This window comes from Thermoflexus hugenholtzii JAD2, from assembly GCF_900187885.1.
Classification (GTDB): Bacteria; Chloroflexota; Anaerolineae; order Thermoflexales; family Thermoflexaceae; genus Thermoflexus; species Thermoflexus hugenholtzii.
In genome coordinates, this window is record NZ_FYEK01000078.1 from 74,504 (window position 1) to 97,521 (window position 23,018).

At 68.4% G+C, this 23,018-nt stretch carries 18 protein-coding genes and 1 riboswitch; of the genes, 9 read left to right on the forward strand and 9 right to left on the reverse strand.

Annotated elements, in window-relative coordinates; translation table 11 throughout:
• Window positions 1-143 precede the first annotated feature (143 nt).
• The 8 genes from CFB18_RS15490 (at window position 144) to CFB18_RS14705 (ending at window position 13,342) form a co-directional block, all read left to right on the forward strand.
• The gene (locus CFB18_RS15490) at window positions 144-296 is read left to right on the forward strand and encodes a hypothetical protein (RefSeq protein ID WP_159461798.1); all 153 of its coding nucleotides are present in this window, start codon (window positions 144-146) and stop codon (window positions 294-296) included.
• 28 nt (window positions 297-324) lie between these two features.
• Window positions 325-1,917, forward strand: a complete 1,593-nt coding sequence (locus CFB18_RS14675) for an ATP-binding protein (RefSeq protein WP_088572546.1) — start codon at window positions 325-327, stop codon at window positions 1,915-1,917.
• Window positions 1,918-2,093: 176 nt separating this feature from the next.
• Window positions 2,094-2,289, forward strand: a riboswitch (cobalamin riboswitch).
• Between the two features lie 106 nt (window positions 2,290-2,395).
• Window positions 2,396-4,783: a ribonucleoside-diphosphate reductase subunit alpha gene (locus CFB18_RS14680; RefSeq protein ID WP_200808249.1), complete on the forward strand. Its 2,388-nt coding sequence runs from the start codon at window positions 2,396-2,398 to the stop codon at window positions 4,781-4,783.
• A gap of 64 nt (window positions 4,784-4,847) precedes the next feature.
• Window positions 4,848-5,843 (forward strand): ribonucleotide-diphosphate reductase subunit beta, encoded by a 996-nt coding sequence (locus CFB18_RS14685; protein WP_088572547.1) that lies wholly within the window; start codon window positions 4,848-4,850, stop codon window positions 5,841-5,843.
• A 573-nt stretch (window positions 5,844-6,416) separates the two neighbouring features.
• Window positions 6,417-8,723: a glycosyltransferase family 39 protein gene (locus CFB18_RS14690; protein ID WP_088572548.1), complete on the forward strand. Its 2,307-nt coding sequence runs from the start codon at window positions 6,417-6,419 to the stop codon at window positions 8,721-8,723.
• 16 nt (window positions 8,724-8,739) lie between these two features.
• The gene (locus CFB18_RS14695; RefSeq protein ID WP_088572549.1) at window positions 8,740-10,341 is read left to right on the forward strand and encodes an FAD-binding oxidoreductase; all 1,602 of its coding nucleotides are present in this window, start codon (window positions 8,740-8,742) and stop codon (window positions 10,339-10,341) included.
• 45 nt (window positions 10,342-10,386) lie between these two features.
• Window positions 10,387-11,940 carry a glycerol-3-phosphate dehydrogenase/oxidase gene (locus tag CFB18_RS14700; protein WP_088572550.1) on the forward strand — a complete coding sequence of 518 codons (1,554 nt, stop codon included), beginning with the start codon at window positions 10,387-10,389 and terminating at the stop codon, window positions 11,938-11,940.
• Between the two features lie 328 nt (window positions 11,941-12,268).
• Window positions 12,269-13,342 (forward strand): proline racemase family protein, encoded by a 1,074-nt coding sequence (locus CFB18_RS14705; protein ID WP_088572551.1) that lies wholly within the window; start codon window positions 12,269-12,271, stop codon window positions 13,340-13,342.
• Window positions 13,343-13,356: 14 nt separating this feature from the next.
• On the opposite strand, the gene CFB18_RS14710 is transcribed toward CFB18_RS14705, so the two are convergent.
• Together CFB18_RS14710 and serS are read right to left on the reverse strand one after the other, a co-directional pair.
• Window positions 13,357-14,571, reverse strand: coding sequence for a ribonuclease H-like domain-containing protein (locus CFB18_RS14710; protein ID WP_088572552.1), 1,215 nt, complete (start codon window positions 14,569-14,571; stop codon window positions 13,357-13,359).
• Window positions 14,572-14,593: 22 nt separating this feature from the next.
• Window positions 14,594-15,898, reverse strand: a complete 1,305-nt coding sequence (serS, locus tag CFB18_RS14715) for a serine--tRNA ligase (RefSeq protein ID WP_088572553.1) — start codon at window positions 15,896-15,898, stop codon at window positions 14,594-14,596.
• A gap of 329 nt (window positions 15,899-16,227) precedes the next feature.
• Here serS and CFB18_RS14720 point away from each other — a divergent pair, with 329 nt between their 5' ends.
• A complete protein-coding gene (locus CFB18_RS14720) occupies window positions 16,228-16,581 on the forward strand; it encodes a DUF4870 domain-containing protein (RefSeq protein ID WP_088572554.1) in 354 nt (117 codons plus the stop codon).
• A gap of 26 nt (window positions 16,582-16,607) precedes the next feature.
• Here the strand turns inward: CFB18_RS14720 and CFB18_RS14725 are convergent, their stop codons facing one another.
• The 7 genes from CFB18_RS14725 to CFB18_RS14755 form a co-directional block, all read right to left on the reverse strand.
• Window positions 16,608-17,489 carry a Rab family GTPase gene (locus CFB18_RS14725; protein ID WP_088572555.1) on the reverse strand — a complete coding sequence of 294 codons (882 nt, stop codon included), beginning with the start codon at window positions 17,487-17,489 and terminating at the stop codon, window positions 16,608-16,610.
• A 9-nt stretch (window positions 17,490-17,498) separates the two neighbouring features.
• Window positions 17,499-17,771 carry a DUF7990 family protein gene (locus CFB18_RS14730; RefSeq protein ID WP_088572556.1) on the reverse strand — a complete coding sequence of 91 codons (273 nt, stop codon included), beginning with the start codon at window positions 17,769-17,771 and terminating at the stop codon, window positions 17,499-17,501.
• Window positions 17,772-17,805: 34 nt separating this feature from the next.
• Window positions 17,806-18,978: a roadblock/LC7 domain-containing protein gene (locus CFB18_RS14735; protein WP_088572557.1), complete on the reverse strand. Its 1,173-nt coding sequence runs from the start codon at window positions 18,976-18,978 to the stop codon at window positions 17,806-17,808.
• A 42-nt stretch (window positions 18,979-19,020) separates the two neighbouring features.
• The gene (locus CFB18_RS14740; protein ID WP_088572558.1) at window positions 19,021-19,674 is read right to left on the reverse strand and encodes a DUF4388 domain-containing protein; all 654 of its coding nucleotides are present in this window, start codon (window positions 19,672-19,674) and stop codon (window positions 19,021-19,023) included.
• 126 nt (window positions 19,675-19,800) lie between these two features.
• Window positions 19,801-20,838 carry a glycosyltransferase family 4 protein gene (locus tag CFB18_RS14745; RefSeq protein ID WP_088572559.1) on the reverse strand — a complete coding sequence of 346 codons (1,038 nt, stop codon included), beginning with the start codon at window positions 20,836-20,838 and terminating at the stop codon, window positions 19,801-19,803.
• A gap of 7 nt (window positions 20,839-20,845) precedes the next feature.
• On the reverse strand, window positions 20,846-21,499 hold the full coding sequence (locus CFB18_RS14750) for a hypothetical protein (RefSeq protein WP_088572560.1): 654 nt from the start codon (window positions 21,497-21,499) through the stop codon (window positions 20,846-20,848).
• A 378-nt stretch (window positions 21,500-21,877) separates the two neighbouring features.
• On the reverse strand, window positions 21,878-23,014 hold the full coding sequence (locus tag CFB18_RS14755; RefSeq protein WP_088572561.1) for a zinc-dependent alcohol dehydrogenase family protein: 1,137 nt from the start codon (window positions 23,012-23,014) through the stop codon (window positions 21,878-21,880).
• Between the last annotated feature and the right edge of the window lie 4 nt (window positions 23,015-23,018).

Below are 23,018 nucleotides of genomic sequence, written 5' to 3' on the forward strand. Positions count from 1 at the left end.
GCCGAAGCGGGCGGCGGGGGAAGGCCATTGTTCCTTCTTGCCACCCTCGCCGCCCGAGATCTTCCCTGCTCCCACACCGGGCAGGCTTCTCCCTCCATACGCTCCTCCTCTTGACGAATGCCCCGCTTGTGGCATGCTGAACCATGAGTCCTCTCCTCCGAATTGGGACCTGGATCCCTTACGAGTTCCCGGTCTCGTCCCTCTCCGCCGCCCTGGCCCAGGCCCTCAAACGCTGGGAGGGGGTGGACGTCTTTGGCGTCGACATTTCTCTCAATCCTTTCCGGGTGATGGAATAACGTTAACGTTGATGGAAGGAGCGCCGCCATGAGCGAGACCGAGCAAGATCCCCTCGCCCCGCTTCCTCCCTCCCCGGGCCCTTCCTCGAGCGCCACGCCGGGGCCCATCGCCGCGCGGGAGGTCGCCCTGGTCCGTCAGGTGAAGGGGCTCCACCGCGTCGCCCGCGCCTTCTACGAGCGCCTCCTGCAGCAGGGGAAGGTGGTCCTGCTGGGCGAACGCTGGGATTTCCAGGGCCAGCCGGATGGCGCGCCCCAGCTCCACCAGGACCCGGACGGGTTCGTCTACCCCATTCGGGCGGTAATGAAGGCGGAGATCGACGGAGCCCTCTGCCGCATCCAACTGGAGCCGGGGTTCAGCGAGAACTTAACCGTCCGCATCCGCTGCGCCCCGGCCGACCTGGCTCGGGTGGAGGCGTTCCTGCAGGCCCACCTGCAGGAGCCGATGGTCATCTACGTCCCCCAGCCCTCGCTCTCCGGCATGATCCGGCTGCTCGACCAGCTCCGCCAGCGGGCTACCATGACCCGCATCCAAGGGCCGGAGGGGTCCGCTCCCGTCTTCGCTCTGCATCCCTCCGGGCGCCTGATCCCCTTGAAGGCCCGCATTGAGGTCTACATCGATGAGGGGTGGATCAGCCTGGATTGGGAGAACGTGTGGGAGGGAAAGCTGCGAGTGGAGACGCCCCCCGCCCTGGCGGAGGAGCTCAGCGCCCTGCTGGCGCGCACCGTGGGGCGGCGGCCCCGGGTGCGCGCCTCCTCTTCCTCCGCCGCCGTGGACGTGGGAGAGGTGGACTGGGAGGATCTGGGCGGACTGGAGGCGGTGCGGGCGGAGCTGCAGAACTGGATCATCGAGCTCCTGCGCAACCCGGGGGTCTTCCGACACCTGGACCTGCAGCCCCCCAAGGGGGTGTTGCTGATCGGCCCCCCCGGGACGGGCAAGACCACCCTGGCCCGCGTCCTCGCCCGGCGGAGCGAGGCCGTCTTCCTGGTCCTCACCCCGCCCGATGTCTTCTCGATGTGGTATGGGGAGAGCGCTCGCCGCATCGCGGAGGTCTTCGCGGAGGCGCGGAGGGAGGCGGCGCAGGGGCGGCCGGTGCTGGTGTTCATCGATGAGATCGACGGCTTCTGCCCGCGCCGGGAGGGGGCCCACGAGGAAACCCGCCGGGCTTTCGCCCAGCTCTGCACCGAGATGGACGGCCTGACCCCCCTCTCCGGGATGATCGTGCTGGGGGCCACGAACCGGCCCCAGGACCTCGATCCCGCCCTGCTGCGGCCCGGGCGCTTCGACCGCAAGATCGTGATCCCCCTCCCCGATCGGAAGGCGCGGGAGGAGATCTTCCGGGTCCACCTGCGTCGCCGGCCCCTGGACCCGGCGGTCTCCCTGGCGGAGCTGGCGGCGAAGACCCGCGGGTTCAGCGGGGCGGAGATCGCAGCCGTCTGCGCCCGCGCCGCCTACCTGGCCCTGGAGGCCTTCGCCGCCTCCCAGGGGATCTCCATCTCCGAGCTGAAGCCAGAGCGCTACCAGACCCTGCGCATCCGCCGCGAGGACCTCCTGCAAGCGATCCGCGAGATCCGGCGGGAGCGACAGGCGACCCGCCCACGTGCCCGCCGCAGGAAGACGTAGGAGTGCGTCCCAATTTCGTCGGGTTGAGCGGACGAGGGCCATGCCCTCGCCCATCCATATAGGCCGACTGTGAGCAGTTGGCCTACATCTGCCTGGGCCTCCAACGATCCTGGGACACACCCAGACGTGGCTCGGACTTGACACCCGACCACCGCCGGATATAATGGGCGGCAAGCCGGCAAGGTTGCGGGATGGGTGGCGGGAAGTCCGGTGGGAGGCCGGCGCTGCCCCGCAGCGGTAACCGGGGACGAAAGCCGCTCCGGCGCGGCCCCTCCAGGCCGCGCGACACGCCACTGGAGGACCCCCTCTGGGAAGGCGCGGCGAGTAGGAGGATCCGGAAGCCCGAAGACCGGCCCATCCTCCCCTTCGGCGGGCATCGCCTCGCGGGAGGGCGATGACGCAGCCTCCTGTTTTCGGGGAGGCTTTGCTCCTATGCCGGCGGTGCTCCCGCGCCATCCTTTCCTCACAGGAGGACACGATGGCGATGCGGATCGTGCCCCAGGAGCGGACGACGCTTCGTCGCGTCTTCCAGGAGACCGGGCTGCCGGAGGACCTCTGGGCTCCGATCCTACAGGAGGCCTGGGAAAGCGGGGTGGAGGCGCTGGATCCGCCGCAGGCCCTGGAGGCGCTGCTCCTGTCGATCACCGCACGGATCTGGGAGGAACCCCTCTACGAGCGGGCCGCCGCCGCCCTCATGCGCCGGCGCATCCTCCTGGAGGCCCTGGGCACCGAGGACCCGGACTACACGGACTACACTGCCGCCTTCCCGGCCTACATTCGAGAGGGAGTGCGACGCGGGGCCTTGCACCCGGATCTCCTCACCTACGATCTCGACCGACTGGCGCGGGCGCTGGATCCCCGGCGGGATGCCTTGCTTCCCTACGTAGGGCTGGCCACCCTCTTCGATCGTTATCTGGTCCGAGACCCGGAGACCCGTCAGGTTCTGGAGCTGCCTCAGTTCATGTGGATGCGGGTGGCCATGGGTTTAGCCCTTCGGGAGACGGATCGCGAGGAGTGGGCCCTGCGGTTTTACGAGCGGATGAGCACCCTGCGTTTCCTCCCCAGCACCCCCACCCTGTTCAACAGCGGCACCCCCCATCACCAGCTGGCCTCATGCTATCTCTACGAGGTGCTGGACAGCTTGGAGCACATCCTGGACGCCGCGGCCACCTTCGGGATGCTGGCCAAATACGCAGGGGGCATCGGGGCTTCTGTGTCCCGCATCCGGGCCGCCGGCGCCCCGGTGCGAGGGATCAACGGCCGCAGCGGCGGGCTCATCCCCTTCCTGCACCTCTACGACGCCCTGATCCACGCGATCAACCAGGGAGGGCGGCGGCGCGGGACCATGGCCGCGTATCTGGAACCCTGGCATCTGGAAATCGAGGCTTTCCTGGACCTGCGCCGGAACACGGGCGATCCCTATCAGCGCACCCCATCGCTGGACACCGCCCTTTGGATCCCAGACGCCTTCATGGAGCGAGTGGAGGCCGACGCGGACTGGTATCTGTTCGACCCCTTGTATGCGGGGGACTTGGTGGACCTCTACGGCGAGGCCTTCCGGAGGCGCTATGAGGAGCACATCGCCCGGGCGGAGCGGGGGGAGATCCCCCGTCGCGCATGGCGCAAGGTGCGGGCCCGGGAGCTGTATTTGCGGATCCTGGACGCCCTGCTGGAGACCGGCCATCCCTGGATCACCTTCAAGGACAGCAGCAATCTGCGCAGCATGCTGCGCCACGCAGGGATCATCCATTCCCTAAACCTGTGCACAGAAGTGGCGCTGCCCACCTGTCCGGAGGAGATCGCCGTTTGCAACCTGGGCAGCGTGAACCTCGCCCGCCACCTGAACGCCGATGGGTCCCTGGACGAGGCAGAGCTGGCCCGCACCGTCGAGATCGCCATGCGGGCCCTGGACAACGTGATCGACCTGAACCTGTATCCCTCAGAGCGCGCCCGCCGAAGCAACCTCCTGAACCGGCCGGTGGGACTGGGCTGCATGGGGTTCGCGGAGCTCCTGAGCCGCCAGGGCCTCTCCTTCAACGACCCGGAGGCCGCGGAGTGGGCCGACCGCCTCGTCGAGCAGCTCTCCTTCCACGCCATCCGGGCCAGCTGCGCCCTGGCCCGGGAGCGCGGACCCTTCCCCCGCTTCCCGGGCAGCGAGTGGTCGAAGGGTCGTTTGCCCTTCGACACCCTGGAGGATCTGGAGCGGGAACGCAGGCGGGCCATCGAGGTGGATCGAGGGGGGTGGCTGGATTGGACGGCCCTCCGGGACGCCCTGCGCGCGGGGATCCGCAACGGCGCGGTGATGGCCATCGCCCCCACCGCGACCATCGCCTTGATCGCCGGCACCAGCCCCAGCCTGGACCCCTATTTCAGCAACCTGTTTGTCCGGACCACTCTCTCCGGTCGCTTTGTCGAGTTCAACCCGGCCCTGGTGGAGGCGTTGAAGACCCTGGGGCTCTGGGAACGGGTTCGAGAGCGGCTGGTGGAGACCCAGGGCGATGCGTGGGCCATCCCGGAGATCCCGGAGCCAGTGCGCCGCCGCTTCCCCACCGCCTTCCAGATCCGTCCCGAGGCCCTGCTGGAGATCGCGGCCCGGGCCCAGAAATGGGTGGATATGGGCATCAGCCGCAGCCTCTACTTCACCTCCGAGACCCCGACCGATCTGGCGGAGGTCTACCTGCATGCCTGGCGGAAGGGCCTCAAGGCCACCTATTACTGCTACGTGATGCCTCGTATGCGGGCCGAGCCGGCGACGGTGCGGGTGAACAAGGCGGCCCAACGGCCTCGCTGGGTAGAGGCGGCGGAGGCGGAGCTGCAGGCGGAGGCCGCCTGCGCCATGGACGGCTCTTGCGAGGCCTGTCAGTAGTAGGGGCACAGCGCCGCTACGCCCTCATTGCATCGCCAGCCCATCTCCTTTGAGGAGGACGGCCATGCGATCCGCGCGCGGGTTGATCGGCGGCGATCCGGTGGAGCCGCTGCGTCTTTTTCCTCTGCGCTACCCGTGGGCTTACGCCCACGTGCAGCAGGCCAAGCGCAACACCTGGTTTCCCGAAGAAGCCCCCCTCCACGACGATGTCCAGGACTGGCACGAGCGCCTCACCGAGGAGGAGCGCCAGGCCGTGGAGATCCTCCTGGGCTTCTTCAACCCCATGGAATCCCTGGTCACCAGCAACCTGCTGCTGGCCCTCTATCCCCATCTCACCGCTCCCGAAGTTCGTCTCTATCTCGCCCGCCAGGCCTGGGAGGAGGCCAACCACGCCATGGCCTTCGAATACGTGATCAAGACGCTGCCCGTGGATCGGGAGCGGGTGTTCGGCATGCTGGAGGAACATCCGGCCGTGGCGGCCAAAGCCGCTTTCCAGCGCCGGCTCACCGCGGAGATCCTGAAGCCGGACCTGGACCTGGCTACGATCGAAGGGCGACAGCGGCTTCTGCGCAACCTGGTGGGGTTCTTCGTGATCCTGGAGGGGATCTTCTTCTATTCCGGCTTCGCCTTCGCCCTCTCCTTCCGGCGACGCAACTGCTTACGGGGTCTGGGGACGATCATCGATTGGGTGCTCAAGGATGAGAGCCTTCACCTTTCGTTCGGCGTGCACTTGATCCAGGCCTTCCTCCAGGAGAACCCCGAGGTGCGGACACCCGCCCTGGGAGAGGAGCTGCGTCGGATGATCCTGGAGGCGGTGGCCCTGGAGGAGGCCTACAATCAGGCGCTGTTGCCGCGGCCCGTCCTCGGCCTCCACGCGGGTTCCCTGAACGCCTACGTGCGCTATGTGGCCGACCGGCGCCTGGAGGAGCTGGGGCTGGGCCCGCACTTCCACACGCCCAACCCCTTCCGCTGGCTGGCGGCCGAGATCGACCTCCCGGAGCAGGTGAACTTCTTCGAGGCCCGTAACGTGAACTACGAGGTCGCACGGCCGCGGGAATGAGAATAGAGCATCCGGGCCGGGCTCCGCCCCCCCGCATGTGCGCCTCACGAAGCGCAAGGGCCTGCACACCATAGAGCGCCGAGGGTCTCAATCGTTCGCGGGGCATTCAGGCGGTAATCCCCACGCGCGAGGCCGTCGATGCACCCGCCTGCCTTTGGCTGCGCCGGAAGTCCATCCCAACCCCTGTGGTGCCCATCGGTTTAGAGCCGTAAGCCCTTAACCCTTCGGCGCGATCTGCTCTAATAGGGCTATAATTCTGTGCGCAGAAAAACGAGGGGGACCTATGGAAAAGGCGGCGCCCTTCCCGGATCTGAGCCGGCCGGCTGAGGTGTTCCGGCGATATCCAGAGATTGAGGCGGTTTACCTCGGTGCGGGTCGAAATCCTGCAACGCCGCCTCCGTAAACTGTTGGATTCCGGAGTATCTGGAGCTCGACCGCCGCATCGTGTATGAAGTCCTTCAGCATGGGCTGGGGGATCTGGAGCGGCTCGGGGATTTCTTCGCTTCTTTACCTGTATAGGTGCCGCTATAGGTGCCGCGAGCCCACATCCGGTGGCCGGATGAAGGATACCCGATGGGGACCACAGAGATGGAAGGCACATCGTCCCACCCCACGTGGACTCGAACTGGCCTTCTGATCCAGGAAGAGCGGGTTTGCTGCGAGCGAGCCCGCTCATGGGGGAGACCACGCTCGGCGGCCGTTCTCCTGATATGGCTCACCGCAGCAGCTGCCCTCGCCCTGATGCCGGCGGAGCTGGCCCTCTACGACGAGAACCACGTCCTCTGGCAGATCACCTCTTATCCACCCGCCGGGGTGATCCGCAACCTGATGCGGGACAGCCACCCGCCTCTCTACTATCTGCTGGCGCAGGGATGGCTGGCCTTGGGAGGGTTTGATCATCCGTGGGCTTTTCGCGTTCTCTCCTTCTTCCTCGGCCTGCCCGCCCTCCCCTTGGCCTTTCAGATCGGGCGCCGCCTCGGGGGCCCCCGCCTCGGCCTCGCCGCCCTCACCCTCCTCGCCCTCAACCCCTGGTTCCTCTTCCTTCTGGTCCTGATCCGGATGTATGGCCTGACCGCGACGCTGGGTGCCTGGAGCGTCTGGATCGTCCTCGGGTTGCTGGACCGTCCGACCCCCCGGCGCTGGGCGATCTGGACCCTGGCCCAGGGGCTGTTGCTGTTCACCCACTACTACGGAGCCCTGCTGATCGCCGCCCTCTGGCTGACGCTGCTGTGGCGCCGCCCCCGCGGGTGGCGCGGCGGCCTGCTGGCCGCCCTCCCAGTTGCTGCCCTCTTCGCCCTCTGGCTCCGCCAAGCCTACGCGGGATCCCTGGAGCACACCGTGCGGAACCTCTCCGCCATCCCGGTCCGACCGGGGCCCGTGGAGGTGGTATGGCATTACGGGGCCACCGCCCTGATGGGGCCCTTCGTCGACGGGGTTTTCGCCCGCGCGGCCTCCCTGGCCCTCGCCCTGGGCCTCTCCCTCACCATCTTGGTCCGCCGCCCCCGCCTTAGGGGGCTCTCATCCCGGGGAGGCGAGCTGGCTGTCTGGGTGGGCCTTCCCCTTCTGCTGGGCGCTCTCTTGGCCCTCCGCTGGCCCTTCTTCGCCGCCCGCTACTTCGCCATGCTGACGGTTCCCGGGGCCGTCGCTCTCGCTGCTGGCATCCACCTCCTCCGCCGCTGGGAGTGGATCCCGATGATCCTCGCCCTGGGCTTGATCGGCCTTTCCCGCTTCCCTGTCATGGCTGCGCAACCGCTGGGGCTCTTGGGTCTCGACGCCCTGAGTCTGGCTCTGGCCACCCTGAACCGCTCCGATCCAGTCCTGGTCCAGGCCCCCTGGCACATCGACGCTGATCACCCGTTTTATGAGTGGACAGACCCGAGGCAACGTGCAGTGGTCATGGAGAAGCATCCAGCTTTCTGGTTCGTCGGCGTTTCGATCTACGCGGGGGAGTGGCTTCCATGGCTGGAGGAGATGCGAGCCACCCACACGATCGATTTCGCCGCCACCTACCCCCACCCCATCCCGGAATACGGCGCCAGCCTCTTCCACCTGGTCCGCAAACCCGAAACCGCCCCCTGGCAGCCCACCACCGCCCGCTGGCAAAACGGCCTCACCCTCACCGCCCTCGCCCTCCCCGACCCTCAACTCCCCCCCGGCGCCTCCCTCCGCGTCGGCCTGCGTCTCCACACCGACCGCCCCATCCCGGAGCGCTGGACCCTCTTCCTTCACCTCCTGGATCCCCAGGGCCGCTGGCTCGCCGGCTGGGACGCCGAGCCCAATCCCCCCACCCCCACCTGGACGCCCGGAAGGCCCATCACCCACTGGCACGGCCTGCGCCTCCCGATAAACCTCCCCGCCGGCCGCTACACCCTCGCCATCGGCTGGTATCCCACCGGCTCCAACGGCACCCCCCGCCTCCCCCTTGAAAAACCCTCAGGGGACAGCCTCCCCATCGGCACCGTCGACCTCCTCCCCCTCCCCCGTCCCCCCCGTTGGGGCACCCGGTATGCCCCCGAGCTCCAGCTGGAACCCCCTCGCCTCCTCGTCCGTCCACAGCAGGAAGCCATCGCCGTGTGGGCCATCCTCAACTGGCAGCCCCTCCCGGGTCCCGTGGACCCCGCCGCCTTCCAGGTGACCCTGGCCCTCCCCAACGGCCAGGCCCTCCCCCTCGCCCGCCAGCTGCCGGTTCCCCCCGGCCCCCTGGCCGGACCCGGGTGGATTCGCGACGTCTGGCATCTGGCGCTCCAGGCCCCGCCCCCCGGCCTGGCCTGGCTGGAAGTCCGCTATGGCCCACGCTCCCTCGCCCGCCGTCCCGTCTGGCTACTCCTACCCTACCCCCGGTGGAATTATGATTGGCTCTTCCTGAATCGAACCCCATAAGCAGGGGAGGATTGCTGTGCGCCGCTGGAACGGATGGGGAGAAGCCGCCGTTGAGGTTCTACTCCCTCCCAGCGCCCAAGCTCTCTTGGAGGACCGGCTCGGGCCGGGGACGCCGCCCCGGGACTGCTCGCTGGAGGAGGTCTTGGCCCGCATCCCGCCCTCTCGCCTTCCCAACCACCCGCAGGTTCACACCGATCCCGAGCTCCGCCTGCGCCACGCCGTCGGCCAGGGGCTTCCGGACTGGATCGCCGCCCGCAGCGGCCGGATCCAAGCCCCCGATGGCGTCGCGTTCCCGGAGACCAACGAGGACGTCCGGGCCCTCCTCGCCTACGCCCGGGCGGTGGGCGCCCGGGTCATCCCTTATGGCGGCGGCACCAGCGTAGTGGGGCACCTCCGGGTGCTCCCGGATCCCCGCCCGGCTCTGGTGATCGACCTGGGCCGGATGAACCGCCTCCTGGCCCTGGACCGCCTCAGCGGCCTGGCCACGTTCCAGACCGGGATCCGGGGGCCGGACCTGGAGGCGGCCCTGCGGGCCCACGGCTTCACCCTGGGGCACTTCCCCCAGTCTTTCGAGTATTCCACGCTGGGGGGCTGGATCGCGACCCGCTCGGTGGGCCAGTTCGCCCTGGGCTACGGCCGCATCGAGGAGCTCTTCGTGGGCGGACGGGTAGAGACCCCGCAAGGCCCCCTGATCTTGCCATCGCTTCCGCCCTCCGCGGCCGGCCCGGATCTGCGGCACCTGGTCCTCGGATCGGAGGGCCGCCTGGGGATCCTGACCGAGGCCGTCCTGCGGGTGCGCCCCCTGCCGGAAGCCGAGGCCCTCGGGACGTTCTTCTTCCCGGACTTCGACCACGGCCTCGCGGCGGCCCGGGCCATGGTCCAGGCCGGGATCCCCTTAACGATGCTCCGGCTGAGCACCGCTGAGGAGACCCGGATGACCCTGCTGCTGTCCGGCCGCGAAGGATGGGTCCGCTTGCTCCGGGGGTGGCTCCGGCTGCGCGGGCTCGGGGACACGCCCTGTATGCTCCTCCTCGCCGCTGCAGGGGCCCGCCGCGTGGTCCACGCCGCCCTCGCCGAGGCCTTCCACATCGCCCGCCGGCATCACGGCCGATCGCTGGGGAGCCGCCTGGCCCGGGAGTGGCTGCGCCAGCGCTTCCGCGCGCCCTACCTGCGCAACACGCTGTGGGCGATGGGCTACGCGGTGGACACCCTGGAGACCGCGGTGATCTGGGCCCGGGTGCCGGCGATGGTCACGGCCATCGAGGAGGCCCTTCGCAACGGGCTGGCGGACCAGGGGGAGCGGGTCTACGCTTTCAGTCACGTCTCCCACGTTTACCCCCACGGGGCCAACGTCTACACCACTTTCCTCTTTCGTCTGGCCCCGGACCCGGAGGAAAGCCTGAGGCGCTGGCAACGTCTGAAGCAAGCGGCCAGCGCGGCGATCCTGCGCCTGGGAGGGACCATCAGCCATCAGCACGGGGTGGGGGTGGATCATCTCCCCTACCTGGAGGCGGAGAAAGGCCCCCTGGGGCTGGCGATCCTGCGGGCGATGTTGCGGGCCGTGGATCCCGAAGAGATCATGAACCCCGGGAAGCTGATCGAGGGTCCCGGCCGGTGAGGGGTCCGATTCGGCCTGAACCTTCCCTTCCCGCAGGGAAACCCCATGATCCCGGATCGCAAGGAAGTCTGGGAACGATTGGCGGAGCCCTGGGATCTGGTGATCGTCGGGGGTGGGATCACCGGGGCGGGGCTGCTCCATGAAGCGGCCCGCCTGGGGTTCCGGGCGGTGCTCCTGGAGGGACGGGACTTCGCGTGGGGCACCTCTAGCCGCTCCGGCAAGATGGTCCACGGCGGGCTGCGCTACCTGCGCCAGGGACAGGTCCGCACCACTTGGCTTTCCGTGAGGGAGCGGGAGCGCCTGCTGCGGGCGCTGCCGGGCCTGATCCGGCCCTTGGGCTTCCTGTGGCCCCTTTACGCGGGGGATCCCATCGGGCGTCCGGCCGCCGCCTTGGGGCTGTGGATCTACGACGCCTTCGCCGGGCGCCAGGCCCACCGGTATCTCGGGCCGGACGCCCTGCGGATCTACGTCCCTCACCTGAACCCGAAAGGCCTCCGTGGGGGCTATCGCTATCTGGACGCCATCACCGATGACGCGCGGCTGGTGCTGCGGGAGATCCAGGCTGCCGTGGGCCAGGGAGCCCTCGCCCTGAACTACGCCCGGGTGGAAGGCTTCCGACAGACCCGGACGGGCGCCGTCGAGGGTGTTCGGGTCCGCGATGTCCTGACCGGCCGGGAGGCGGAAGTCCGGGCCCGGGCGGTGGTGAACGCCACCGGCGCCTGGGCGGATCAGCTGCGGGGACAGCTCGGAAGGCCGCCGCGGCTGCGGCTCCTGCGGGGCAGCCACCTGGTGCTGCCCGGATGGCGGCTTCCCCTCGCCCAGGGGGTAATCCTCCTTCACCCGCAGGATCACCGGCCCCTCTACGTCCTCCCCTGGGAAGGTATGGTCCTGGTGGGCACCACCGATGTGGATCACGCCGAGGATCTCGACGCGGAGCCCCGCATCCATCCCGAGGAGTTCGTGTATCTGCTGACGGCCCTGCGCCGGGCTTTTCCGGATCTGGATCTCGGTGAACGGGACGTCGTCGCGACCTTCGCCGGGGTGCGGGCGGTGGTGGGGACCGGGCGTCAGCCGCCATCGCGGGAGCCGCGGGACCACGTCGTGTGGGACGAGGGGATCCTCACGGTGACGGGGGGAAAGCTCACCACCTTCCGGGCGATGGCCCGGGACGCCCTGCGGGCCCTCCGTCGGCGTCTGCCCGCGCCGGCCCATCCCCCTGCCCCGGAGGAGCCGGAACCTGTGCCGGAGCCCCCGGCCGACCTGGACCCGGCGGTGGCGGTCCGTCTGGTCAGCCGGTATGGGCCGGGCATCCTGAGCCGGTGGGCGGAGATCTCTTCGGAGGACCGCGAACGGATCCCGGGGACAGAGATCCTCTGGGCGGAGGTGCGCTGGGCGGCCCGGTTCGAGGGGGTGGTGCATCTGGACGATCTGCTCCTGCGCCGGACCCGGCTGGGGCTATGCCTGCCGGAGGGAGGGCTCCCGTTCCTGCGCCGGCACCGCGCCCGCCTGCAGGCCATGCTGGGCTGGGACGAGGCGCGCTGGGCCTGGGAGGTTCAGCGCTACCGGCAGATTTGGGAGACCAGTTATCAACCCCCGTAATGAGGGGCCGGCCCGGTCGAGCCCTCGCGAGACCCAATCCAGATCAAATGTCCCGCGGCCAGCTGTTGCGCCCCCAAGGAGCGGGCTCCGAGCTCAGCGCACGGTTCAAGCGCCCTGCACCTTGCCTGGACGGATCTTCGCCAAGGTGTTAGGCTAAAGGATAAAGGGAGGCCTGACAACCCTATCATTCCGATTTGAAAAACAGAGTGGCGTTAGCCGGGTAGCTTGAGGCGGCGGACATCATGGGCGAGGCGGCCGGTCTAACGTATCTATCTCCATCCGCTTTCGCTCCCCGGCGAATCGCTGAGCCCGGAAAGGTGGCGTGGAGATGCGCGCTTTTGAAAGCACAACCTGGTCACCTCCTCCGGATTGGCAACGCTTCACCACCATCGATCTGCACGCCGAGGGCGAGCCGCTGCGCGTGCTGGCCACCGGCCTTGACCCGATCCCCGGCTCCACCATCCTCGATAAGCGCCGCTATGCCCAACAGCACCTGGACGGGCTGCGCCGCGCGCTGATCTTGGAGCCGCGTGGCCATGCCGATATGTATGGCGCGATCATCACCGAACCCGCCTCGCCCGATAGCGACCTGGGCGTGCTCTTTATGCACAACGAGGGCTGGAGCACCATGTGTGGCCACGGCATCATCGCCCTGGTCACCTGCTTGCTGGAAACGCGCTTGAGGCCGTCTACTTTCCCCAGCCTGGATTGTGAGCGCCTGGCGGCGAAAGGTGAGCTGCGCATCGATGCGCCGGCCGGCCAGGTCATCGCGCGAGCCACCTTAGCGCCTGACGGTCAGCGTGTGGCCCGCGTAACCTTCCGCAACGTGCCTTCGTTCGCTTACGCCCTCGACCAGGTGGTCGACGTGCCCGGCCTGGGCCGCGTGCGCTACGACCTCGCCTTCGGGGGCGCCTTCTACGCCTACGTGGACGCCGCTGAGATCGGATTGGGGCTGGAGGCCGGCGATTATCGCGCCTTGATCGAAGCCGGCATGGCCATCAAGCGGGCGGTGATGGCGACGCGGGAGATCCGCCATCCCTTCGAGCCGGATCTGAGCTTTCTATACGGCACGATCATCAGCGGACCGCCGCGCGACCCCGCTCATCAAGCCCGCAACGTATGCATCTTTGCGGAGGGCGAGGTGGATCGTTCGCCTACCGGCACGGGGGTGAGCGGGCGGGCAGCGCTGGAGTATGCGCGTGGACGCTTGCGGCCGGGTCAGCCTTTCACGATCGAGAGCATCCTGGGCACTACCTTCACCGTCACCATTGTGGACGAGGTGAACTTCGGTGGCTTCCCCGCGGTGATCCCCGAAGTCTCCGGGCGAGCCTGGATCACCGGCCGGCATGAGTTCGTGCTGGCACCTGATGATCCGCTGCGTGATGGATTCTTGCTGCGGTGAGCGCGCAATCCAACTTATTCCACCAACCCCGGACGCCTTCCGGGATCCACGCCCCATAGAGGGTCCCGCCATTGAGCGAGGCGGCGAGCGAGGCTTTGCCGGAGGGAGGCCCAGCGGTCAGGGTCACCCTGGGCATCGATGCGGGCCAGGGCGATGCGCGCCCAGCGCTGGGCCTCCCGCGGATCCCGATGGGTCCGCTCGTAGTAACGGGCCAGCCGGACCGCCGGCCACACCTCCCCGGGGAACTCCAGGGCCCATGCCTGCCAGACCCGGGCCGCCTCCTCCAGGCGGCCCATCCGGCGCAACAGGTTCCCCAGGGCGTGCCACGCAGTCCGCCGCAGCTCTGGATCCCCGACCTCCTCCTCCAGAGCCCGCCGGAAGGCCCGTTCCGCCGCCTCCCAGCGGCCGCTCTCCTGATACCACTGGCCCAGCTGCACCCAGTCCCACCCCTGCACCGCCGGATCCCGCTCCGGGTTCTCGAACAGATGGGCCAGGCGGGCGGCCAGGGTCACCATCGAGAGGACGTCCTGACGGTTGTGGCGGAACACCCCCTCCAGCAGATCCGGATCACGATGTTGCAGGTAGGCCCAATAACGGGAAGGGATCTCGGCGCCCGGCACGTCATCCGGGGAGCGTTCCAGCCCCAGGACAGCCTCCTCCAGGGCCATCAAGGCGCGGGAAGGCAACCGGCGCCGCCAGAGCCGACGGGCGGTCGGCAGCAAATCCCAGTGCGGCGCATCCAGGCCCCTCCATCGGAGCCCATAGCGATTCAGGCGCATCTCGATCAGCGGAAGATCGAAGCCCCGACCGTTGAAGGTCACCAGGCCCTGAACCCCAGTGGTCAACCCGAGAAACGCCTGCCAGAAGGCGGGCTCCGCCGCCGGATCCGCGAGGAAGAGCTGGCGGAAGACCAGGGCCTCGCCTTCGATCCGGGCGAAGCCGAGGAGGAAGATCATCGTCCCCGCCCCGCCCACCAGACCGGTGGTCTCCGTGTCCAGAAAGAGCACGCCCTCCGCCGGGATGTCCAGCCAGTCCGGATGGCTGGCCAGGGTGGCCACCGCCCCCCGGGGGGCAGTCCTCCAGGCCTCCAGGGGAAGGTCCCCATGCCATGCGAACAACGGCAGGGACTCCTCCCACAGCCGGATCCCGCTGTCGGGGAGGCTGGGAGGCCTTTTCACTTCGGAGGGACGGCCGCGAAGCCGCCGCCAGCGCGCTTCCAGGGATTCCACGTGTATGCGCTCCCGGATTCAATCAACCATCCTCGGCCCTTCCCTCGCTTCCCTTCGGGCCGCGCAGCACTTCCACGCCCATATACGGCCGGAGGACCTCCGGGACGACGATGCTGCCGTCCCGCTGCTGGTAGTTCTCCATGATGGCGATCACCGTGCGGGGCAGGCCCAGCCCGGAGCCGTTGAGGGTGTGCACGTAGCGGGGCCGAGCCCCGGGACGGGGACGGTAGCGGAGGTTGGCCCGCCGGGCCTGGAAGTCCTCGGTGTTGCTCACCGAGCTCACCTCCAGCCACTCCCCGCACCCGGCGGCGTAGACCTCCACGTCGTAGGTCTTCGCTGCGGCGAACCCCAGATCGCCGGTGCAAATCTCCACCACCCGGGTGGGCAGCCCCAGGCGCCGGCACGTGTCCACCACGTCCTCCACCATCTTCTCCAGCTCCAGATAGGAGGTCTCCGGCGTGGTGAACTTGTAAAGCTCCACCTTGTCGAACTGATGCCCGCGCTTGATCCCCCGCACATCCCGCCCGGCCGACATCCGCTCTCGGCGGAAGCAGGGCGTGTAGGCCACGTAGTAAAGGGGCAGCTGGTCGGCCTCCAGGATCTCATCCCGATGCAGGTTGGTGAGCGGGACCTCTGCCGTGGGGACCAGCCAGAGGTCATCCTCCACATCGTGGTAGAGATTGTCCTCGAATTTGGGAAGCTGCCCGGCGCCCACCAGGGCCTCGCGCTTGACCACGAAGGGGACATAGACCTCCGTGTAGCCATGGACCTGGGTGTGGAGGTCCAGGAGCCAGCTGATCAGGGCGCGCTCCAGGCGGGCGCCCAGCCCCCACAGCACGTAGAACCGGCTGCCCGCCAGCTTGACCCCGCGCTCGAAGTCGATGAGGCCCAGGCGAGGCCCCAGCTCCCAGTGCGGCAGCGGAGTGAAGTCGAACTCCGGGAGCTCCCCCTCCACCCGCACCACCCGGTTGGCGGATTCGTCGGGGCCCACCGGGACGCTGGGATGGGGGATGTTGGGGAACCAGAGCAACAGCTCCTCTCGCCGGGCCCCCAGATCCCGCAGCCGGGCCTCGGCTTCCGTCAGGCGCTCCCCCAACGCCCGCATCTCGGCGATGCGGGCTTCTCGCTCGGGTCCGGGAGGCATCTTGGCGATCTCCCGGGAGACCTGGTTGCGCACCGCCCGCAGCCGCTCCACCTCCTGCAGCATCGCCCGATAGGCTTCGTCCAGCTCCAGGAAGCGATCCACCCGCTCCGGCGACTCCCCCCGATGACGCAGCGCCTCCCGGATCTCCTCCGGGTTCCGTCGGATGCGCTCGATGTCCAGCATCCCGCTCTCACCCCGACACGTGGATCCTGTCCGCCATAACCATAAATCCGGCCCCATCCCCCGTCAAGGCACGTCCCCGCCTTCCCGAACAGCCGGGAATGTGATGAAAGGCCATCGCTCCTTCCGAAGCCCACCCAACCCGTTCCCTTCAGGCAACGCGGGATCCCATCGGATCCCCTCTGTATCCAGAGCCCTCCCCTGCGGATCCAGGAAAATCATCGATCACGCACAGAACGCAAAGATGGAAGTTATAAAAACGTAAAGCACTTGCATGGACGTCTCCCATCTGTAAAATAGAGGCAGGAGGAAAATCCTGTGTGGAGGTTTCCATGTTGGTCAATCCTCGAAAGGCGTCGGCGGAGGAGGCGGGGGATCAGGATCGTTTGATGGCCCTGCTGGCTTACATCATCGGGATCATCGTCCCTCTGATCATCCTGCTCACGGACATGAAGAATCGTCCCTTCCAGCGGTATCACGCCGTTCAGGCCTTGGTGGCCCAGGTGGCCCTGATGGTGATCTTCTTCGCCCTAGGGCTGATCCCCATCATTGGCTGCATCGCGCCCCTGCTCGGCTTGGCCGCCTTCGCGCTCTTCATCTATTACGCGATCCAGGCCTACCAGGGCTATTACTTCGAGATCCCGGTGGTGACCGCCTTCGCCCGCCAGCAGGGATGGATCGTCTGATTCGGGGATGCATTCGTGTCATCCATCTATTCGGGTTCAGGGCGGGTGGCGCGCAGGGCGACGCCGGCCAGGGTTCGGAAGAGCTCCGCCACCCCGATCCCGGTTACACACGAGGTCTCCACGTAGGGGGTGCCCCAGGCCCGGGCCAGGGCCTCGGCCTCCCCGCGGGAGACCTCCCGCGGCAGATCCGCTTTGTTCCCCACCAGGAGCAGCGGGATGGACCCCGCATGGGCACGGAGCTCCTGCCACCAGCGGATCAGCTGATAGAACGAAAGGCGGTTGCTCAGATCGAACACCAGCGCGCCGGCCGCTGCGCCCCGATAGAAGAGATCCCGAAACGCCGCGAAGCGCCGCTGCCCCCCCACATCCCAGACCACCAGCCGGACCGCCATCCCCTCCACCTCCACCGGGCACACGTGGATGTCCACCCCCACGGTCATCCGGCGGCGGGGCTCGAAGGCCCCGTGCAGGTAGCAGTGGACCAACGAGGTCTTGCCGACGGTGGCCTCGCCGGCCAGCAGCACCTTGCGCACCGGAACCGCCGGCTTTGAATCCATCGGTCGGTCCGAGAGCAGCTCCCGGAGCCGGGGCCATGGGAACGAAGCGGGGAGGATCCAGTCCCACGGCCCTTCCGGGATCGGTTCCGCCCGGGCCGCTTGAGGGCTCACCCGGATCACCAACGGGGGCCTTGGGCGCTGCTTCCACTGAGCCGCCCATGCCTCCGACATCTCCTCCGCGGCAACCAGGACAGCGGCGAGGGAGCCTTCGGGGAGGGCGAGGGAGTCCGCCTCCTCAGGGGAGCAGGCCAGCACCTCCCACTCCGGCGACAGGGCCTCCAGGAGGTCTGCCAGCCCGAGGGGTTCCGCCTCCCGGATCACCACCAGGATCCGACCGCCGGGTTCCGCCATCCCGCGCCCTCAGAACAGCATATCCGTGAGATCCCGCTCGCGGAGCAGACGCCGGCGCCACGCGTGGATCTGGGGCACGATGAAAGGGAGCAGGCGCATGCAGTAATAGGGCGGGATGATGGGAACGCCAACGAGATCCCCGAAGGTGATGAGCATGAAGAGGTGCTCCATGGATCCCCGCTGGCGGAGGTGCGCCCGCACCATATCGTGCAGCGCCATCCCGTAAAGGATCTCCCCGATGGCCCGCCCCAGGTTACGCATCCGATCCCACGCCACCGTCATCGCCCGGCCCTCCCTTCCGCGCAGATCCCGCCGCTCATCCTATGGCCAGATCCGGCCGTGGCCCCTCCTCCACTCGGAGGGGCGTCTGATACCAGCGCACCGCCTCCCCCAGGCGGGCCCGCATCTGCCAGCCCAGGCTCTTGGGGGCCGCCTCGATGGCCTGGCGGAGCCGCTCCAGCCGCCGCTGGACCCGCTCCCGCTCCGCGGCCTCCCAGCCGGCGATGACCCGGGCCGCCCGCTCAATGTTCATTGTGACCGTGCGATACCAACCCCAGTCGTCAGCGCAAAGGGCGACGATGGCCCGCAGGTCCACCGCCTCCGCCTGTTCCCCCTCCACGACCTCATGGTCCAGCAGGAGGACGGCGATCTCCAGGAGGTCCGCCTCCCCAGCCTCCACGGCCTGCAGACGGGAGAGCAGGAGATACGCCGGGGGCAGCGTAACCTCCTCCCGGGTCAGAACGGAGGCGAACTCCAGGCGATGATACATCTCGTAAGCGTCCAGGAAGATGTCCACCGGCCATCCGGTCTCCGGCTTGCGAAAGTGCAGGCGTCGGGCGCCGTAGAAGGCGTTGAACCGGGTGAAGGGCTCATACCCCTGATCCTGCAGGAAGGCCTCCACGGCCCGCCGCTCGCGGGAGGCCCCCGCCAGCTCCAGCCCAATGAAAGCCGGGACCGGCAGATACCGGAGGGCAGAGGGACAATGATAAGCGATGCCGATGCTCCCCAGCAGCCGCAGGGTGATCCCCTGCGCTCGGGCGGCCTCCACCAGACGCCGGCCCTCCTGGACCAGATCCTGGATCACCGGGGAGACCCGCGGGACGGCAGGGCGAGGCCGGCGGGGAGCGGCCGGCCGCTCTGAGCGCTCCCTCAACGCCGCGGTCAGCGAGCGGACCACCGGGCCCAGGGCCAGGTTCAACAGCGGAAGGTTCACGGAACGAGCGCAGCAGAGGGCCAGGAAGCCGCCGGGCAGTCGTCGGAGGATCAGACGGCCTCCGGTGAACACCAAATCAACCTCCTGGATGCGCCGTCGGGAGGTCTCCAGGGCCTCCATGGTCCGGGCGGCGATGCGCACCGCAGAGGCCAGGGCCTCCAGGGCGTAACGCTCCGGGAGCGTGTGGGCCAGGATCGTCCCCTCCTCCGTGAACAGGATCCCGCCCTCCACGCCTGGGATGGCGTTCACCTCCTGCAACGCCTCCTCCACTCCCATCCTCTGCCCCCTTTCCCCACACGAGAAGTCGACCCTCGGGGCTCACGAGAGCCGGCCGGGGAGCTCGGCGAGCACCAGCGCCGGGGAGGCCTGGGGGGAGAGCGCCAGGCCGACGATGAGAGGGGGATGGCGGAAGATCAGCAACCGGCGCTGGGGTTCGGAGACCACCGCGTGCTCGAAGGCCCCCATCGGGAGGAACCTGGCCAGGGTTTCGGCCGCGGCAGCCAGGTAGACCGTGAGGGCGCCTTCTGCCTCCCCTTTCCCTTCCGGGACGTCCGCGGCCAGCACCACGCCATCCGGGCCGGCCACCACCACCCCCAAGACACCCTCGATGGTCTTCAAACGGGAGACCAGCTCCCCCGAGGGGAGCGAACGCGGGCCTGTGGGCTCCGGAGCGGCGGCTCGCTGCATCCCTTCCAGGAGCAGATCCTGCCAGGGGCGGTAGAGGGTTCGCTCGGGGCTGCGGACTTCATCTTCGAGGGTGAACTGCCCGTCGGTCCAGCGCAGCAATCTCCACAACGCCGGCTCCCCTTTCAGCTCCCCGCACACCGCGTGGACGAGCTCGCCGTCGGAGAAGTAGAGCTCGCCCTCCAGATCCCCGTGGCGGAGCCGGAGCCGGGCCGCGGCCCGGGAGCGACACCCGGTTTCGATCAGCGCGGCCAGCGGGATCTCCCGCAGGCTCCCCGTGGTCGCCATCGCCGCCTCCTCTTCCGGAGGATCGGCCGCGATGCGCCGGCGATGATGGCTCCAGTTTATCTGTGGTCTTCTGCCATGGCAAGGAGCGCCTTACCTTAAAAAAGACCGCGCGAATACACAGAGGAGTTACACCGGCGTCTCCGGGGGAGCCTGACGAAGGACCCACAGCAGGACACCCGCCAACACCAGAAGGGCCAGGGCCTTGTAGAGGGCGGAGGGGATCAGCAGGGCGATCCCACCGGCCACGGCGGCGAAGCCGTAGTAAGTAAAGAGGATGCGCCCGGGGGACCATCCGGCGTCCAACAGGCGGAAGTGCAGGTGATCCCGTCCGCCCTGGGTGGGCCGTCGCCCTCGGCGCCACCGGTAAGCGATCAGCCAGGCCACATCCGCGATGGGCAGGGCCATCGCCATCACCACAGTGGCCACCTTCGCCCCCCCGATGATGGCCAGGACCCCCAGGACGTAGCCCAGGAAGAGGGCGCCGGAGGACCCCAGGAACAGGCGGGCGGGCGGCCGGTTGAAGAGGAGGAACCCCAGGCAGGCACCCGCCAGGGCGGCGGGCAGGAGCGCCACGCTGTGCTGGGGCGGGTCCAGCCGGTATCCGGCGTGCAGGAAGAGCACCGCCGCCACGATGGCCACCACCCCCCCGGCCAGCCCGTCCACCCCGTCCAGCCAGTTCACCGTGTTCATCATCCCCATCAGCCAGAAGACTGTGAGCAGCACCACCACCGGAGGCGGGAAATAAAGCGGCCGGCCGGTCAGGGGATTGTTCACATATTCGATGAAGATGAGGAAGGGAAGGGCCAGCAGGGCGATGAGGGCCTGGCCGAGGAACTGGGGCCCCGGGGGGAGCTCCCGGCGGTCGTCGATCAGCCCCAGGATCAGGCTCAGGGTCCCTCCTAGCAGCAGCCCGGTCAGGCGGATGACCTCTTTCGGATCGAAACGGGGGATCGGCAACAGCTGGGCGAAGAGGACAGTTAGGGTAAAGGCCAGCCAAAGCGCCAGGCCTCCGGACCGGGGGATCTCCCCACGATGGCGTCGGCGTCCACCCGGGCGGTCGATCATCCCCAGGCGGTGGCCCAGGCGCTCCGCCAGTGGGGAGGCTCCGGTGGAGAGCCCCAGGGCCAACAGAAACACGCTGAGGGCCGCCAAGGGAAACGACATGCCCCGCTCATTCTCCCGGGCTTCGGACGACCCGCTCGGCGATGCGGCGGATTTGCTGGAAGACCTCCCGCGCAGGGAACTGCCGGTCCATGGGGAAGCCGACGTGGATCTGCAGGTGATGGGGCTCGTTGCGCCGCACCGAGAGCCGGGCGACGTAGGGGCAGAAGCGGGCCAAGTCGTTCAGGCACTCGGTGATCACACGGGGCGCGTGCGGCCCATGATAGGCCAGGCGCCCGCCGGCCAAGTCCATGACCTCCCACTCCCGCCAGATGATGCGCTGGAGGATCTCCTGGCCGGTCCACATCGTGGGGTTGCCCCATTCCCCTTCGAAGGCTGGCGGCTGGCGTAGGCGCGCCCGCAGGATCATCAGGTCCCGGCGCCCTCGCCAGCGGGAGAACAGCCAGAGGAAGGGCACATCCCGGGGCTCGAAGACCAGCAGGATCTCGACCTCTCGGAATGGCGGCTTCGCCTCCCGCATCCCCAAGCGGACCAGGGAGGTTCCCACCCACTGCAGGGTGGTCCGCTCGCTGAGGAGGGGGAGCCCCTCGCGCATCCAGCGCAGGAGGCGCTGGCCTTTGTGCACGTTCCACTGCATCCCCAGGAAGAACCACCCGACCACCACCACAGCCAAGGTCATCGCCACCGGCACGCCCAGATCCATCCCGCCCGCTCCTGCTGCAGTTTTTTCTCATCATACAACAGAGAGCCTTCGACCAAAAGCCCATTTTTGTAGGAGCGGCTTCAGCCGCAACCCTCGGCGTCATCGAAAACCCAGCGGCTCGAAGTGGTCAGAGCCGTCTCCACTGCGACCCCTGCGTCGTCGAAGCAGAGATTCGGGGCGAAAGCCCCTCCTACAAAAGCCCATTTTTGTAGGAGCGGCTTCAGCCGCAACCCTCGGCGTCATCGAAAACCCAGCGGCTCGAAGAAGAAGACAAGAAGATCGGGGCTAAAGCCCCTCCTACAAAAGATTCATTTTCATTAAAAACCGGGGAGGGCCTGCGTGAGCCCTCCCCGGGTGGGCGTCTCACCTCGGAAAGCGCTACGCGGCCCCCAGCCGCACCACTTGGCGCACCACTTCGCCGCGGGCCAAGGCATCGAACCCCTCATTGATCTCCTCCAGGCCGATGACGCGGCTCAGGAGCAGGTCCACCGGGAGCCGGCCCGCCTGATGGAGGGCCAGGAACCGCGGGAGATCCCGACGGGGAACCGCCGAGCCCATATAGGAGCCCTTGATGGTTCGCTCCTCGCCCACGATGCTCACCGCTGGGACGCTGAACATGCGCTCGGGATGCGGGAGACCAATGGTGATCGTAGTGCCCCCCCGGCGGGTGGCCTGGTAGGCCTGGATCAGCACCCGCTCGCTCCCAACGCTCTCAAAGGCGTAGTGGACCCCTCCCCCAGTGAGCTCACGGATGGCCGTCACCGGATCCACCTCCCGCGCGTTCACGAGGTGGGTCGCTCCTGCCTTCTGTGCCAGCTCCAGCTTCCCGGGGAGGATGTCTACCGCGATGATGGGATAGGCACCGGCCAGGTGAGCGCCCATCACGACGCTGAGGCCCACGCCGCCCAGCCCGAAGACCGCCACGCTCATCCCGGGCTCCACCCGCGCCGTGTTCACCACCGCTCCCACCCCGGTCATCACCGCGCATCCGAACAGGGCTGCCTTCTCCAGGGGGATCTCTGGATCGATGCGGATCAGAGACTCCTGGGCGGCCACGGTGAAACGGGAGAAGGCGGAGACGCCCAGATGATGGTGGAGGGGCTCTCCCGCGGCGTTCCGGAAGCGCCGCGCTCCGCTGAGCAGCGTTCCGGCCGCGTTCGCCCGGTTGCCGTTCTCGCACAGGACGGGGCGGCCGATGGCGCAGTAGAAGCACCGGCCGCACATGGGGACGAAGGAGAAGACCACGTGGTCCCCCGGCCGCACCTCATGGACGCCCGGGCCGACCTCCCGCACGATCCCGGCGGCCTCGTGGCCCAGGACCATCGGCATAGGCCGCGGCCGGGAGCCATCGATCACGGAAAGGTCCGAATGGCACAGGCCGGCGGCCGCCACCTCCACCAGCACCTCCCCGGGCCCCGGCCCCTCCAGCTCCACCTCCTCCACGGAAAGCGGTCGGGATTCGCGATAGGGCGCCGGCCGCCCCATCTCGTAAAGGACCGCCGCCAGCGTTTTCATCTCT